At 60.4% G+C, this 14381-nt stretch carries 15 protein-coding genes and 1 pseudogene; 14 read left to right on the top strand and 2 right to left on the bottom strand.

Features of this window, described 5'->3' with window-relative positions:
- The first annotated feature begins 1 nt into the window (after position 1).
- From TK42_RS03950 to TK42_RS27085, 7 genes and pseudogenes are all read left to right on the top strand, one after another.
- Positions 2-202 (top strand): CcoQ/FixQ family Cbb3-type cytochrome c oxidase assembly chaperone, encoded by a 201-nt coding sequence (locus TK42_RS03950; RefSeq protein ID WP_032879966.1) that lies wholly within the window; start codon positions 2-4, stop codon positions 200-202.
- Positions 199-1146 carry a cytochrome-c oxidase, cbb3-type subunit III gene (gene ccoP, locus TK42_RS03945; protein ID WP_005790271.1) on the top strand — a complete coding sequence of 316 codons (948 nt, stop codon included), beginning with the start codon at positions 199-201 and terminating at the stop codon, positions 1144-1146. Before TK42_RS03950 ends, ccoP (TK42_RS03945) begins: the two co-directional genes overlap by 4 nt.
- Positions 1147-1563: 417 nt before the next feature.
- Positions 1564-3006, top strand: a complete 1443-nt coding sequence (ccoN, locus tag TK42_RS03940; RefSeq protein ID WP_078822029.1) for a cytochrome-c oxidase, cbb3-type subunit I — start codon at positions 1564-1566, stop codon at positions 3004-3006.
- A complete protein-coding gene (gene ccoO / locus TK42_RS03935) occupies positions 3006-3614 on the top strand; it encodes a cytochrome-c oxidase, cbb3-type subunit II (RefSeq protein ID WP_003193167.1) in 609 nt (202 codons plus the stop codon). Before ccoN ends, ccoO begins: the two co-directional genes overlap by 1 nt.
- Before the next feature lie 5 nt (positions 3615-3619).
- Complete coding sequence (locus tag TK42_RS03930) at positions 3620-3805, top strand: CcoQ/FixQ family Cbb3-type cytochrome c oxidase assembly chaperone (protein ID WP_005790274.1); 186 nt, start codon at positions 3620-3622, stop codon at positions 3803-3805.
- Entirely contained in the window at positions 3802-4779 is a 978-nt protein-coding gene (gene ccoP, locus TK42_RS03925; RefSeq protein WP_005790276.1) for a cytochrome-c oxidase, cbb3-type subunit III, read from the top strand. Before TK42_RS03930 ends, ccoP (TK42_RS03925) begins: the two co-directional genes overlap by 4 nt.
- Before the next feature lie 65 nt (positions 4780-4844).
- Positions 4845-4958 (top strand): annotated as a pseudogene (locus tag TK42_RS27085) (VapC toxin family PIN domain ribonuclease); the annotation flags it as partial.
- Positions 4959-5053: 95 nt separating this feature from the next.
- On the opposite strand, the gene TK42_RS03915 reads toward TK42_RS27085, so the two are convergent.
- Positions 5054-5551, bottom strand: a complete 498-nt coding sequence (locus tag TK42_RS03915) for a hypothetical protein (RefSeq protein ID WP_146097863.1) — start codon at positions 5549-5551, stop codon at positions 5054-5056.
- Between the two features lie 569 nt (positions 5552-6120).
- On the opposite strand from TK42_RS03915, the gene ccoG reads away from it, so the two are divergent.
- The 6 genes from ccoG to hemN all read left to right on the top strand — a co-directional run bounded on the left by ccoG (position 6121) and on the right by hemN (position 12947).
- A complete protein-coding gene (ccoG, locus tag TK42_RS03910; RefSeq protein WP_032879961.1) occupies positions 6121-7536 on the top strand; it encodes a cytochrome c oxidase accessory protein CcoG in 1416 nt (471 codons plus the stop codon).
- A gap of 15 nt (positions 7537-7551) precedes the next feature.
- The gene (locus TK42_RS03905; RefSeq protein WP_032879960.1) at positions 7552-8091 is read left to right on the top strand and encodes a FixH family protein; all 540 of its coding nucleotides are present in this window, start codon (positions 7552-7554) and stop codon (positions 8089-8091) included.
- Between the two features lie 8 nt (positions 8092-8099).
- Positions 8100-10550: a heavy metal translocating P-type ATPase gene (locus TK42_RS03900; RefSeq protein ID WP_103733645.1), complete on the top strand. Its 2451-nt coding sequence runs from the start codon at positions 8100-8102 to the stop codon at positions 10548-10550.
- A gap of 22 nt (positions 10551-10572) precedes the next feature.
- Positions 10573-10785 (top strand): cbb3-type cytochrome oxidase assembly protein CcoS, encoded by a 213-nt coding sequence (gene ccoS / locus TK42_RS03895; RefSeq protein ID WP_032879957.1) that lies wholly within the window; start codon positions 10573-10575, stop codon positions 10783-10785.
- Positions 10778-11461 (top strand): sulfite exporter TauE/SafE family protein, encoded by a 684-nt coding sequence (locus TK42_RS03890; protein ID WP_032879956.1) that lies wholly within the window; start codon positions 10778-10780, stop codon positions 11459-11461. Before ccoS ends, TK42_RS03890 begins: the two co-directional genes overlap by 8 nt.
- 103 nt (positions 11462-11564) lie before the next feature.
- Positions 11565-12947 carry an oxygen-independent coproporphyrinogen III oxidase gene (gene hemN / locus TK42_RS03885; RefSeq protein WP_032879955.1) on the top strand — a complete coding sequence of 461 codons (1383 nt, stop codon included), beginning with the start codon at positions 11565-11567 and terminating at the stop codon, positions 12945-12947.
- Positions 12948-12953: 6 nt separating this feature from the next.
- On the opposite strand, the gene TK42_RS03880 is transcribed toward hemN, so the two are convergent.
- A complete protein-coding gene (locus tag TK42_RS03880; RefSeq protein WP_103733644.1) occupies positions 12954-13415 on the bottom strand; it encodes a hypothetical protein in 462 nt (153 codons plus the stop codon).
- Between the two features lie 155 nt (positions 13416-13570).
- On the opposite strand from TK42_RS03880, the gene fnr reads away from it, so the two are divergent.
- Positions 13571-14305, top strand: a complete 735-nt coding sequence (gene fnr, locus TK42_RS03875) for a fumarate/nitrate reduction transcriptional regulator Fnr (RefSeq protein ID WP_005790290.1) — start codon at positions 13571-13573, stop codon at positions 14303-14305.
- The last annotated feature ends 76 nt before the right edge of the window (positions 14306-14381 follow it).

The raw sequence follows: 14381 nt of genomic DNA, 5'->3' as shown, positions 1-14381 counted from the left end.
CATGGGATTTGAATTCGATGCGGGCACCATCCGCGGCCTCGGCACACTGGTGGTCGCCATCGCCTTTATCGGCCTGTCGCTGTGGGTGTTCAGCCCACGGCGCAAGTCGGAGTTTGACGATGCGACCATGCTGCCGTTTGCCGATGAACCCTCCCCAACCGACGCTCAAGCAGAGCCAGTAACAAGGAGCACTCGGCCATGACTACTTTTTGGAGTACATGGATCTGCGTATTGACCCTCGGCAGCCTGATCGGCCTGACCTGGCTGTTGGTCGGCACCCGCAAGGGCGAAACCAAGGGCAGCGTCGACCAGACCATGGGCCACGCCTTCGACGGTATCGAGGAGTACGACAACCCGCTGCCCCAGTGGTGGTTCATGCTGTTCGCCGGCACGCTGGTATTTGCCGTCGGCTACCTGATTCTCTACCCGGGCCTGGGCAACTGGAAAGGCGTGCTGCCGGGCTATGAAGATGGCTGGACCCAGACCAAGGAATGGGACAAGGAAATGGCCAAGGCCGACGCCAGGTTCGGGCCGATCTTCGCCAAGTTCGCGGCGATGCCCGTGGAAGAAGTCGCCAAGGACCCACAAGCGTTGAAGATGGGCGGCCGCCTGTTCGCCTCCAACTGCGCGGTGTGCCACGGCTCGGATGCCAAGGGCGCCTATGGCTTCCCGAACCTGGCAGACAGCAACTGGCGCTGGGGTGGTTCGGCCGAAGCGATCAAGGCTACCATCATGGCCGGTCGCCACGCGGCCATGCCGGCCTGGGGTGAAGTGCTGGGCGAGGACGGGGTGAAAAACGTCGCCGCCTATGTGCGCCACGACCTGGCCAAGCTGCCCTTGCCGGCGGACAACACCGCTGACCTGGCCGCGGGCCAAGCCGCATTCAGCACCACCTGCGTGGCTTGCCATGGCCCACAAGGCCACGGCGTGGAAGCCATGGGCGCGCCGAACCTGACCGAACCAAGCGGGTTTATCTACGGCACCAGCCTGGCGCAGTTGCAGCAGACCATCCGCCATGGTCGCCAGGGCCAGATGCCGGCCCAGGAAGTGCTGCAGGGTAATGACAAGGTGCATCTGCTGGCGGCGTACGTGTATAGCCTGTCCCATAATGCTGATGGTGCAACGCCAGACAGCCAACCGCAGTAAAAGCTCTACCTGTGGCGAGGGAGCTTGCTCCCGCTGGAGTGCGAAGCGCTCCCAAGATTTTGGGGCCGCTGCGAAGCCCAGCGGGAGCAAGCTCCCTCGCCACAGGCATAAGTCGCGACCAAGTGTCGCACCCTCGCAACACCCAACTTTCCCCCCCTCCTATTCGGGTCTACGCTTGTTCCCACAGTGGAGCAATTCTGGCGTAGGCGACGGTATCCGTTGCGCCCCCTAAAATTCCTGTCCACTTGATCAGCTTTCTATTTCGGATTTAATCCTTACGCCAAACATGGAAAGGGCGCAGAATCTGGCGTGGAACGCATTGATACAGGTCAGCCATTGCGTTGCAATGGCCCCTCGCTTTCTACATACTTGCGACCGATTTTACCTATAAAAAAACCTAAACCGTGGAACCTTAGAATGAGCACAGCAATCAGTCCGACTGCTTATAACTATAAGGTAGTCCGCCAGTTCGCCATCATGACGGTGGTCTGGGGGATCCTTGGCATGGGGCTCGGGGTGTTCATCGCCTCGCAACTGGTCTGGCCGCAATTGAATTTCGACCTGCCCTGGACGACCTTCGGTCGTTTGCGCCCGCTGCACACCAACCTGGTGATCTTCGCCTTCGGTGGCTGTGCACTGTTTGCCACCTCCTACTACGTGGTGCAACGCACCTGCCAGACGCGATTGATCTCGGATAGCCTGGCCGCGTTCACTTTCTGGGGCTGGCAGGCGGTTATCGTCGGCGCCATCATCAGCCTGCCGCTGGGCTACACCACCACCAAGGAATACGCCGAGCTGGAATGGCCGATCGCGATTCTGCTCGCCATCGTCTGGGTGACCTACGCGGTGGTGTTCTTCGGCACCATCGTCAAGCGCAAGACCAAGCACATTTATGTGGGCAACTGGTTCTACGGGGCGTTCATCCTGGTCACGGCGATGCTGCACATCGTCAACCACGCGTCCTTGCCGGTCAGCCTGTTCAAGTCCTACTCGGCCTACTCTGGCGCGACGGACGCGATGATTCAATGGTGGTACGGCCACAACGCCGTAGGCTTTTTCCTCACCACCGGCTTCCTGGGGATGATGTATTACTTCGTGCCCAAGCAGGCCGAGCGCCCGATCTACTCCTATCGCCTGTCCATCGTGCACTTCTGGGCGCTGATCACCCTTTACATCTGGGCCGGCCCCCACCACCTGCACTACACCGCCTTGCCGGATTGGGCACAGTCCCTGGGCATGGCGATGTCGATCATCCTGCTGGCACCAAGCTGGGGCGGCATGATCAACGGCATGATGACCCTGTCGGGCGCCTGGCATAAGCTGCGCACCGACCCGATCCTGCGCTTTCTGGTGGTGTCGCTGGCGTTCTACGGCATGTCGACCTTTGAAGGGCCGATGATGGCGATCAAGACCGTCAACTCGCTGTCCCACTACACCGACTGGACCATCGGCCACGTACATGCCGGCGCACTGGGCTGGGTAGCGATGATCTCCATCGGCGCGCTGTACCACATGATCCCCAAACTGTTCGGCCGCGCTCAGATGCACAGCGTCGGGCTGATCAATGCGCACTTCTGGCTGGCGACCATCGGCACCGTGCTCTACATCGCTTCGATGTGGGTCAACGGCATCACCCAGGGCCTGATGTGGCGTGCGATCAATGATGACGGCACCCTCACCTACTCCTTCGTCGAAGCGCTGCAAGCCAGCCACCCGGGCTTTATCGTGCGTGCCCTGGGCGGTGCATTCTTTGCCAGCGGCATGTTGTTGATGGCCTACAACGTCTGGCGCACCGTACGTGCCTCCGACCCGGCGCAAGCTGAAGCCGCCGCCAAGATCGCCGTTGTGGGAGCTCACTGATGAAGCATGAAGTAGTCGAGAAGAATATCGGCCTGCTGGCCTTCTTCATGGTCATTGCCGTGAGTATCGGCGGCCTGACCCAGATCGTGCCGCTGTTTTTCCAGGACGTGACCAACAAGCCGGTCGAAGGCATGAAGCCGCGTACCGCCCTTGAACTGGAAGGCCGCGACGTCTACATCGCCAACGGTTGCGTGGGCTGCCACTCGCAGATGATCCGCCCGTTCCGCGCCGAAACCGAACGCTACGGCCACTATTCGGTCGCCGGTGAAAGCGTGTGGGACCACCCGTTCCTGTGGGGTTCCAAGCGCACCGGCCCGGACCTGGCCCGGGTCGGCGGGCGTTACTCCGATGACTGGCAGCGTGCGCACTTGTACAACCCGCGCAACGTGGTGCCGGAGTCAAAAATGCCGGCGTACCCGTTCCTCGTGGAAAACAAGCTCGACGGCAAGGACACCGCGAAGAAGATGGAAGTCTTGCGCACCCTGGGCGTGCCCTACACCGACGAAGACATCGCCGGTGCAGCGGCCGCTGTGAAGGGCAAGACCGAAATGGACGCACTGGTGGCCTACCTGCAGGGCCTTGGCACCATCATCAAAAGCAAACGGTGACCTACATGGATATCGGGATGATTCGTGGCCTGGGCACCGTTGTGGTGATGGTGGCCTTTGTCGGCCTGGCGCTGTGGGTGTTCAGCCCGCGGCGCAAGTCGGAGTTTGACGACGCGACCATGCTGCCCTTTGCAGATGATCCCGAAGCCATCAAGCACGTCGAGCAAGCTTCTAGGAGTAACAAAGAATGACTACGTTCTGGAGTCTGTACGTCACAGTCCTCAGTCTGGGTACCATCTTCGCCCTGACCTGGCTGCTGCTGTCGACCCGCAAGGGCCAGCGCACCGAGCAGACGGACGAGACCGTCGGCCACTCGTTCGATGGCATCGAGGAGTACGACAACCCACTGCCCAAATGGTGGTTCATGCTGTTTGTCGGCACCATCGTCTTCGCCCTCGGCTACCTGGTGCTCTACCCCGGCCTGGGTAACTGGAAGGGCCTGCTGCCGGGCTATAACTATCTGGACAACGACAAGCAAACCGCCTTTGCCAACGGCCAGACCGGCTGGACCGGCGTGCACGAATGGGAAAAGGAAATGGCCAGATCGGAAGCCAAGTTCGGGCCGATCTTCGCCAAATTCGCATCGATGCCCATTGAAGAGGTGGCCAAGGACCCGCAAGCCCTGAAGATGGGCGGCCGGCTGTTTGCCTCCAACTGCTCGGTGTGCCACGGCTCCGACGCCAAGGGCGCCTACGGTTTCCCTAACCTGACCGACGCTGACTGGCGCTGGGGCGGCGAGCCGGAGACCATCAAGCAAACCATCATGCAAGGCCGCCACGCAGTAATGCCAGGCTGGGCCGAAGTCATCGGCGAGCAAGGCGTGGCTGACGTAGCAGGCTTTGTGGTGACCAACCTCGATGGCCGCAAGCTGCCCGAAGGCGCCAAGGCAGATGTAGCCAACGGCGAGAAACTCTTCGCCGCCAACTGCGTGGCGTGCCACGGCCCGGCCGGTAAAGGCACGCCAGCCATGGGCGCCCCCGACCTGACGCACCCGGGCGCATTCATCTACGGCTCAAGCTTCGCGCAATTGCAACAGACCATTCGTTATGGCCGCCAAGGTCAGATGCCAGCGCAGGAGTTGCTGCAAGGCAATGACAAAGTGCACTTGCTGGCGGCGTACGTGTACAGCCTGTCCCATGGGGATAAGAAGGCAGAAGAGCAATAAATCCTCGCACACAAAAAAGCCCCGCCCAGCGAAAACTGGCGGGGCTATTTTGTTTCTGGCTTGCGAGTGACTCGTCGATTGCCGCAACCGCTCTGGTTCATGGGCTTACCGTGGTCACACGCAACGTCAGCGACTTCAAGTCCAGCGGCGTTGCGCTGATCAATCCATGGGGCGAATGACCGTCTTGCGAGCAAAAACCGTCCGTACTTCACAAGTCAATTGATCCAGGCAAAGTCCCCCAACTGCAACAGATCATTCGCTCTGGTCGCTGAGATTAATACTTAAACATCTTATTAAATTCCCGTCGGCGATTACGCAACGGCGCATGAAAATTATCCAGCCGTTCCAAATCAAACTTATCAATACTGCCCTCCGATGAGGGAGCACCTACTTTATCAACACCATGGGCACTACAAAGCTTATTCAAAAGTCCGGGCATTAGAAAAATCATCTTAACCAACTCGACGTTCCTTTCCGACACCTCAGGCTTAAACCCGCAAAGCACTTCAACCAAACTCCCAACCGTAATGCGTCCTGGAGAACCTGGATCTTCAAACACGTTGAAGTTTTGCAGCAGTCGTTCCACCACCTCGCCCTCTATCACCTTCGAGTCATCAGGCACTCGATTGCCAGAAAAGGATGGTTGAACGGCAAAACTACGCAACGTCATCGCGCTCGCGGGTACAGCATGATCTGAAGGTGGCAGACCCAAGATAGAGCGCAGATTAAAAACCTCGAAATCTGAAGCATTAAAAACATTATCACTTATCATCTAACACCTCGAAAAAATAGATAAGACCAGCAAAAAAAACCACACACCCATTAGTGAATACCACTTACCAGACAGTTCAATCCGCAGAGCAAAAACATGTAAATGCATGTATACATACTTGGCGACTGGCCACCAGTGAAAACTTCATGCGCAGCAAGTAGTAAACAACCAATCGCACTTGATGCTTGCCTATATATTTACAGCTTATGCCATGGCTATAAAACAGCCGAGCCAGCCTGACACGGCAATATAAAAATATCGCCAAACTTGAATCTGCGCTTTTCCGTGACTCACCCTGCTCACGCCACATCAGCGACTTCTGGCCCAGCGGCGCGCCACTGATTGACCCGAGGGACGAATGACCGGCACACCCACCAAAACCGTCCATACTTCACAAGTCAATTGATCCAGGTCACGTACACCATCATTTGATTTCTCCCAACGCGACCAAAGGTCGCACCCTTTGCACAACATCGGGGGCGTATCATTAGGCCACTGCAACACCCCCCATTTGACCCTGGCTGGCACGTACTGGCCGAGGCAAATCTCCACCGCCGTGGGATGCAATGATGAGCAACCAGATACCGGTACATGACGTTACCCCGCCTGCCAAAAACGCGAGCAATAGCGTCGACCTCTACGCCTCGCGAGAGAAAATCTATACCCGTGCCTTCACCGGCCTGTTCCGCAATTTGCGCATGCTCGGTGGCGCCGGCCTGTTCCTGCTTTACTTCGGCACCGTGTGGCTGAACTGGGGCGGCCACCAGGCGGTGTGGTGGAACCTGCCGGAGCGTAAGTTCTTCATTTTTGGCGCCACCTTCTGGCCCCAGGATTTCATCCTGCTCTCGGGCATTCTCATTGTTGCGGCCTTTGGCCTGTTCTTTATCACCGTGTACGCCGGACGGGTGTGGTGCGGCTATACCTGCCCGCAAAGCGTGTGGACGTGGATCTTCATGTGGTGCGAAAAGGTCACCGAAGGCGACCGCAACCAGCGCATCAAGCTGGACAAGGCGCCCATGGGCGCCAACAAGTTCCTGCGCAAGTTCAGCAAACACACGCTGTGGCTGTTGATCGGTTTCGCCACCGGCATGACCTTCGTCGGCTACTTTTCGCCGATCCGCGAGCTGGTGTTCGATTTCTTCACCGGCCAGGCCGACGGCTGGTCGTATTTCTGGGTCGGCTTCTTCACCCTCGCCACCTACGGCAACGCCGGCTGGCTGCGCGAGCAGGTGTGTATCTACATGTGCCCTTACGCGCGCTTCCAGAGCGTAATGTTCGACAAAGACACCCTGATCGTTTCCTATGACCCGCGCCGTGGCGAAGTGCGCGGCCCGCGTAAAAAGGGCGTCGACTACAAGGCCCAGGGCCTGGGAGACTGCATCGATTGCACCATGTGCGTGCAGGTGTGCCCGACCGGCATCGATATCCGCGACGGCCTGCAAATCGAGTGCATCGGCTGCGCCGCCTGTATCGATGCCTGCGATAACATCATGGACAAGATGGACTACCCACGCGGCCTGATCAGCTATACCACCGAGCACAATCTGTCCGGTCAGAAGACCCATAAGTTACGCCCACGGCTGATCGGCTATGCGCTGGTGCTGCTGACCATGATCGGCTTGCTGGTCGGCGCATTCTTCATGCGCTCGCTGGTGGGTTTCGATGTCAGCAAGGACCGCGTGCTGTACCGGGAAAACGCCGAAGGGCGCATCGAAAACGTCTACAGCCTGAAGATCATGAACAAGGACCAGCACGACCACACCTACGTGCTCGACGCCGCCGGCCTGCCGGACCTCAAGTTGCAGGGGCGACGCGAAATCAAGGTGGCCGCCGGCGATATCGTCAGTATGCCGGTGGAGTTGTCGAGTGCGCCGGAGCAACTGCCGTCGAGCACCAACGAGGTGACTTTCATCCTCAAAGATGCCGATGACACCAGCGTTCATATTGAAGCCAAGAGCCGATTCATCGGCCCACAAGTTCGTTAAACAGGGAACACAAGAATGCCCGCAACCACTGCTGCAAGCCCTTGGTACAAGCACCTCTGGCCCTGGATCATCATCGCGATCCTGGCCTGCTCGGTGACGCTGACCCTGTCCATGGTGACCATCGCGGTCAACAACCCGGACAACCTGGTCAACGACAATTACTACGAGGCCGGCAAAGGCATCAACCGCTCCCTGGACCGTGAACGCCTGGCCCAGACCCTGCAACTGCGTGCCAAGTTGCACCTGGATGAACTGACCGGCGAAGTCGAGTTGCACCTGACCGGTAACAGCGGCCCTGCAACCCTGGAACTGAACCTGATTTCCCCGACCCAGCCGGAGAAGGATCGCAAGATCGTCCTGGCCCGCAGTGATAGCGAGCAGGGCCGCTACATCGGCCAGGTCACCGACAAGGTTGAAGGCCGGCGTTTCGTGGAACTGCTTGGCGTGGAAGGCAGCAACACCTGGAGGATGTTCGAGGAAGAAGAGGTCAGCCACGACAAAGACTTGCTGTTGGGTGACGAACCATTGCAGGGTGCCGAAGACCTGAAAAAATAGCAGCGCCCATGACCAGCCCAATCCCCTGCTACCACTGCGCCCTGCCCGTCCCATCCGGCAGCCGGTTCACCGCCCGGATCCTCGGCGAACGCCGCGAACTCTGCTGCCCCGGCTGCCAGGCCGTGGCCGAAGCGATTGTGGCCGGTGGGCTGGAAAGCTATTACCAGCACCGCAGCGAAGCCTCGGCCAACCCCGAGGCGCTCCCGGTGCAACTGGTGGATGAGCTGGCGCTGTACGACCGCGCCGATGTGCAAAAACCCTTTGTGCGCCATCAAGGCGACTTGGCCGAAACCACTCTGTTGATGGAAGGCATCAGCTGCGCCGCCTGCGGCTGGTTGATCGAGAAACACCTGCGCAGCCTGCCCGCGGTGGCCGAGGCGCGGCTGAACCTGTCCAACCATCGCTTGCACGTGCGCTGGGCCGATGGGCAACTGCCGTTGAGCCAACTGCTCAGCGAACTGCGCCATATCGGCTACGCCGCCCACCCCTACCAGGCCGACCGCGCCGCCGAACAATTGGCCAGCGAAAATCGCCTGGCCCTGCGTCAACTGGGGGTTGCCGGCTTGCTGTGGTTCCAGGCGATGATGGCAACCATGGCGACCTGGCCGGAATTCAATATCGACCTGAGCCCGGAGTTGCACGTGATCCTGCGCTGGGTTGCGATGTTTCTCACCACACCCATCGTGTTCTATAGCTGCGCGCCGTTCTTCAAAGGGGCGCTGCGTGACATACGCACGCGACACCTGACCATGGACGTATCGGTATCCCTGGCAATTGGCGGTGCGTACCTGGCGGGCATCTGGACCGCGATCACTGGCGTGGGCGAATTGTATTTCGATGCCGTGGGCATGTTTGCGCTGTTCCTGCTGGCCGGGCGTTACCTTGAGCGCCGCGCCCGGGAGCGCACCGCAGCGGCCACCGCTCAATTGGTCAACCTGTTGCCCGCCTCCTGCTTGCGCCTCCAAGGTGATGGTCAGAGCGAACGCATCCTGCTCAGTGAACTGGCATTGGGTGATCGTGTCCTGGTGCATCCCGGCGCGGTGCTGCCGGCGGATGGCGTGATCCTCGACGGCCAATCCAGCATCGATGAATCCCTGCTGACCGGCGAGTACCTGCCACAGCCGCGGCGGGTCGGCGACAGCGTTACGGCTGGCACGCTGAATGTCGAGGGCGCACTGACGGTCGAGGTGCGCGCCCTGGGCCACGACACGCGTCTGTCCGCCATTGTGCGCCTGCTGGAGCGCGCCCAGGCCGAGAAACCACGCCTGGCGCAAATCGCCGACCGTGCCGCGCAGTGGTTCCTGCTGTGCTCGCTGATCGCCGCCGTGCTGATCGGCCTGCTGTGGTGGGAACTGGACCCGTCACGCGCATTCTGGATTGTGTTGGCGATGCTGGTGGCGACTTGCCCGTGTGCACTGTCCTTGGCCACCCCAACCGCCCTGACCGCTGCCACCGGCACCTTGCACACCCTGGGGTTGCTACTGACCCGCGGCCATGTGCTTGAAGGCCTGAACCAGATCGACACGGTGATTTTCGACAAGACCGGCACCCTCACCGAAGGACGCCTGGCGTTGCGCGCCATCCAGCCCCTGGGCGCGCTGGACAGCGACCAGTGCCTGGGCCTCGCCGCCGCCCTGGAGAACCGCTCGGAACACCCGATTGCTCGTGCCTTTGGGCGTGCGCCACTGGCCGCTGATGAAGTGTTGAGCACCCCTGGCCTGGGCCTGGAGGGTCGGGTGGGGGACCGCCTGTTGCGTATTGGCCAACCGGGTTTTGTCTGCGAACTCAGTGGCTGCGCGATTCCCGCCTCACCGGACGAAGCCGGGCAATGGCTGCTGTTGGGTGACAACAGCGGCGCCCTCGCCTGGTTCGTACTCGACGACCGCCTGCGCAGCGACGCCCCTGCGCTGCTCGCAGCGTGCAAGGCACGCGGCTGGCGTACGCTGCTGCTCTCGGGCGACAGCTCACCGATGGTCGCCAGTGTGGCCCTTGAGTTGGGCATCGACGAAGCCCACGGCGGCCTGCGCCCTGATGACAAGTTGCAGGTGCTGCAAAACCTGCACAAGCAAGGCCGCAAGGTGCTGATGCTGGGCGATGGCGTCAATGATGTGCCGGTGCTGGCCGCCGCCGATATCAGCGTGGCCATGGGCTCGGCCACTGACCTGGCGAAAACCAGCGCCGACGCGGTGCTGTTGTCCAACCGCTTGGAGGCACTGGTGCAAGCCTTCAGCCTGGCACGGCGCACCCGTCGAGTGATCATTGAGAACCTGCTGTGGGCCGGGCTGTACAATGGCCTTATGCTGCCGTTTGCGGCCTTGGGCTGGATCACCCCAATCTGGGCGGCGATCGGCATGTCCCTCAGCTCATTGACCGTGGTGCTCAACGCCTTGCGCCTGACTCGCCTGCCGAGCGCGCCAGCCACCGGCACCACCTTGATAACCCGCCCGCTGCCGGCCTGAGCCGCGTGGGCATGGAGTGCAGATGCCAGCTCTATACGTGATGATACCGGCGGCGCTGCTGTTAGTGGGTGTGGCGATCTACATCTTCTTCTGGGCCGTGGACAGCGGCCAGTACGAGGATCTCGACGGCCCCGCCCACAGCGTGTTGTTCGACGACCAGGACCCGAACCACCTGGCCGCCATCGACCAAGCCAACAGCCCCGAACAACCGCCCAAAGATCCACCCCATGCTTGAGCTGGCGCCCCTGCTGGTCTCGGCGCTGATCCTCGGCCTGCTGGGCGGCGGCCATTGCCTAGGCATGTGTGGCGGACTGATGGGCGCCCTGACCCTGGCGATCCCCAAGGAGCAACGCAGCCGCCGCTTTCGCCTGCTGCTGGCGTACAACCTGGGGCGCATCCTCAGCTATGCCACGGCCGGCTTGCTGATTGGCCTTGCCGGCTGGGCGGTGGCCAACAGCCCGGCGGCGATGTTCATGCGCGTACTCGCCGGGTTACTGCTGATTTGCATGGGCCTGTACCTAGCCGGTTGGTGGAGCGGCCTGACCCGCATCGAAAGCCTCGGACGCGGCCTGTGGCGGCATATACAGCCCGTTGCCAACCGTTTGCTGCCGGTGTCGAGCCTGCCGCGCGCCTTGCTGCTGGGCGCGCTGTGGGGCTGGTTGCCGTGCGGCTTGGTCTACAGCACCCTGCTGTGGGCCGCGAGCCAGGGCAATGCGCTGGACAGCGCGTTGCTGATGCTCGCGTTCGGCCTCGGCACCTGGCCGGTGCTGCTGGCCACCGGGCTGGCGGCGGAGCGTGTCACCGCGCTCTTGCGTAAACGCAGCGTGCGCATGGCCGGCGGCCTGTTGGTGATCATCTTCGGTATCTGGACCTTGCCGGGCCCGCATCAGCACTGGCTCATGGGTCATTGAAAGCCCCTGTGGCATAGCGCCGCTCCCCGTTGATGCAAATCAACATGCCTTGCCAGCCCTGCCCCTAGACTCGGCCCACTAGCCAATCCGGGGGACCGCCCGCATGCTCGACGCCATTCGTTGGGACACAGATCTGATTCACCGCTACGACTTGGCGGGGCCGCGCTACACGTCCTACCCTACCGCCGTCCAATTGGACAGCCAGGTCGGCACCTTCGACCTGCTCCATGCCCTGCGCGAAAGCCGCAAGGCGGTACGGCCGTTATCGGTGTATGTGCACGTACCGTTCTGCGCCAACATTTGCTACTACTGCGCCTGCAACAAGGTGGTCACCAAGGACCGTGGTCGCGCCCAGGCCTACTTGCAGCGCCTGCAGCAGGAAATCCAGCTGGTGGCCTGCCACCTCGATCCGAAGCAGCCAGTGGAGCAATTGCACTTTGGCGGCGGCACACCGACTTTTCTCAGCCACGACGAACTGCGCCAGGTGATGAATTGCCTGCGCCAGCATTTCAATTTGCTCGATGATGATTCGGGCGACTATGGCATCGAAATCGACCCTCGCGAAGCCGACTGGGCCACCATGGGCCTGCTGCGCGAGCTGGGTTTCAACCGCGTAAGCATCGGCCTGCAAGACCTTGACCCCGAGGTGCAACGAGCGGTCAATCGCCTGCAAAGCCTGGAAGAGACCCGCGCAGTGATCGATGCGGCACGTACCCTGCAATTTCGCTCGATCAATATCGATTTGATCTACGGCTTGCCCAAGCAATCACCGCTGAACTTTGCGCGCACTGTGGAAGAAGTCATCCGCTTGCAGCCGGACCGCTTGTCCGTATTCAACTACGCCCATCTGCCGGAACGTTTCATGCCCCAACGGCGGATCAACACCGACGAGCTGCCCTCGCCGGCCGAAAAACTGCTGATGCTGCAAACCACCATTGAACAACTGACCCAGGCCGGCTACCGCTATATCGGCATGGATCACTTCGCCCTGCCGGACGACGAACTGGCCATCGCCCAGGAGGAAGGCAAGCTGCAGCGCAACTTCCAGGGCTATACCACCCACGGGCATTGCGATCTGATTGGGTTGGGCGTTTCGGCGATCAGCCAGATTGGCGACTTGTATTGCCAGAACAGCAGCGACCTCACCCACTACCAGAACGCCTTGGCGGGCGCACAACTGGCAACCAGCCGTGGTTTGGTCTGCACCACTGACGATCGTCTGCGACGGGAAGTGATCCAGCAGTTGATCTGCAATTTCAGCCTGGGGTTCGAGGCGATCGAACAGGCGTACAACATCGACTTTCGCGGCTACTTCGCCGAGCTATGGCCGCAATTGGAGACGATGGCCACCGATGGCCTGATCGAGTTGGACGCCCGGGGCATTCGTGTGCTGCCGGCCGGGCGCTTGCTGGTGCGTTCAGTGTGCATGGTGTTCGATGCCTATCTGGAGCACCAGAACAGGCAACGATTTTCGCGGGTCATCTAGACGTACTTACTTCATGGCCAGGCTCGCGGCCTTGACCGCATCACCCGCGCTCATGTCTTTCATCGCCTTGGTGAGGGACGCCTGGGCGCTGGTCAAGCTGGCTTGCAGCGCACTTAAGGCCGACTGCAGCCCGGAAAGCCGGGCACGGGCCTGTTCAGGGCTGAGACTTCTGTCGGCCATTACCGCTGCCATCTCAGCCTGTTTCTCGGCAATCTGCTTTTTGATCTCACGAATCATCTTGAGCAGATTCTTGACGTTTTCCGCCAGGCCGCTTTCGTCGATGTCACTGTTTGAGGTTTTTTCCGCCGCGGCAGCTTTCATTGCGGCGCCGGAAATGGTCACGGAAACGGCAGGCTTGGCTTCATCCGCTGTCGGAATCGCGGCAACATCGGAATCGGCAGCTTTCTTGGTTTCGGGCTGTGCCTGGATCTGAGTACGCGAAGCGAGTTGAGTACTGAGGGCTAACATGTTTTGAGTCGCCGTGTTTGTAGTCGATAGCAGTACTATCGGCGGTTTTAGCCAGATCTTTATATACCGACAGGTTTTTTGTACACGCTGGCCTCCATACCCCCCAGTGCGTTACCCTTACGTCTTATGTGTGTTTTCCCACAAGGATTTAAGAAATGTCCGAGCCAGTTAAACTGCGCGCTCACAGCCAGGCCCATTGCAAGGATTGCAGCCTGGCTCCCCTCTGCCTGCCACTTTCGTTGAATCTGGAAGACATGGATGCGCTGGACGACATCGTCAAACGCGGCCGCCCATTGAAAAAAGGCGAATTTTTGTTTCGCCAGGGCGACAAGTTTGATTCCGTCTATGCAGTACGTTCGGGCGCATTGAAGACGTTCAGCCTCAGCGACGGCGGCGAAGAACAAATCACCGGCTTCCACCTGCCCAGCGAGTTGGTCGGGCTGTCGGGAATGGACACCGAGATTCACCCGGTGTCGGCCCAGGCCCTGGAGACGACGTCGGTGTGCGAAATTCCTTTCGAGCGCCTGGACGAATTGGCCCTGCAATTGCCACAACTGCGCCGCCAATTGATGCGCGTGATGAGCCGCGAGATTCGTGACGATCAACAAATGATGCTGCTGCTGTCGAAGAAAACCGCCGACGAGCGCATCGCGACGTTCCTGGTCAACCTGTCGGCGCGCTTCCGTGCCCGTGGTTTCTCGGCCAACCAGTTCCGCCTGAGCATGTCGCGTAATGAAATCGGCAATTACCTGGGCCTGGCAGTTGAGACCGTGTCCCGCGTGTTTACCCGCTTCCAGCAGAACCAGTTGATTGCTGCCGAGGGCAAGGAAGTGCATATCCTTGACCCAATCCAGCTTTGCGCATTGGCCGGGGGCTCACTGGAGGTCTGATCCAGACACTGCGGCCGCGCCAATCGGCAAGGCCGCAGGTATACTTCGAGTCCGTTTTCCGCCCAGGACTCTGCGA

The organism is Pseudomonas sp. GZJR-8, from assembly GCF_002916705.1.
In the GTDB taxonomy this organism is placed as follows: Bacteria; Pseudomonadota; Gammaproteobacteria; order Pseudomonadales; family Pseudomonadaceae; genus Aquipseudomonas; species Aquipseudomonas synxantha_A.
This window is presented reverse-complemented; position numbering and strand designations above follow the sequence as displayed.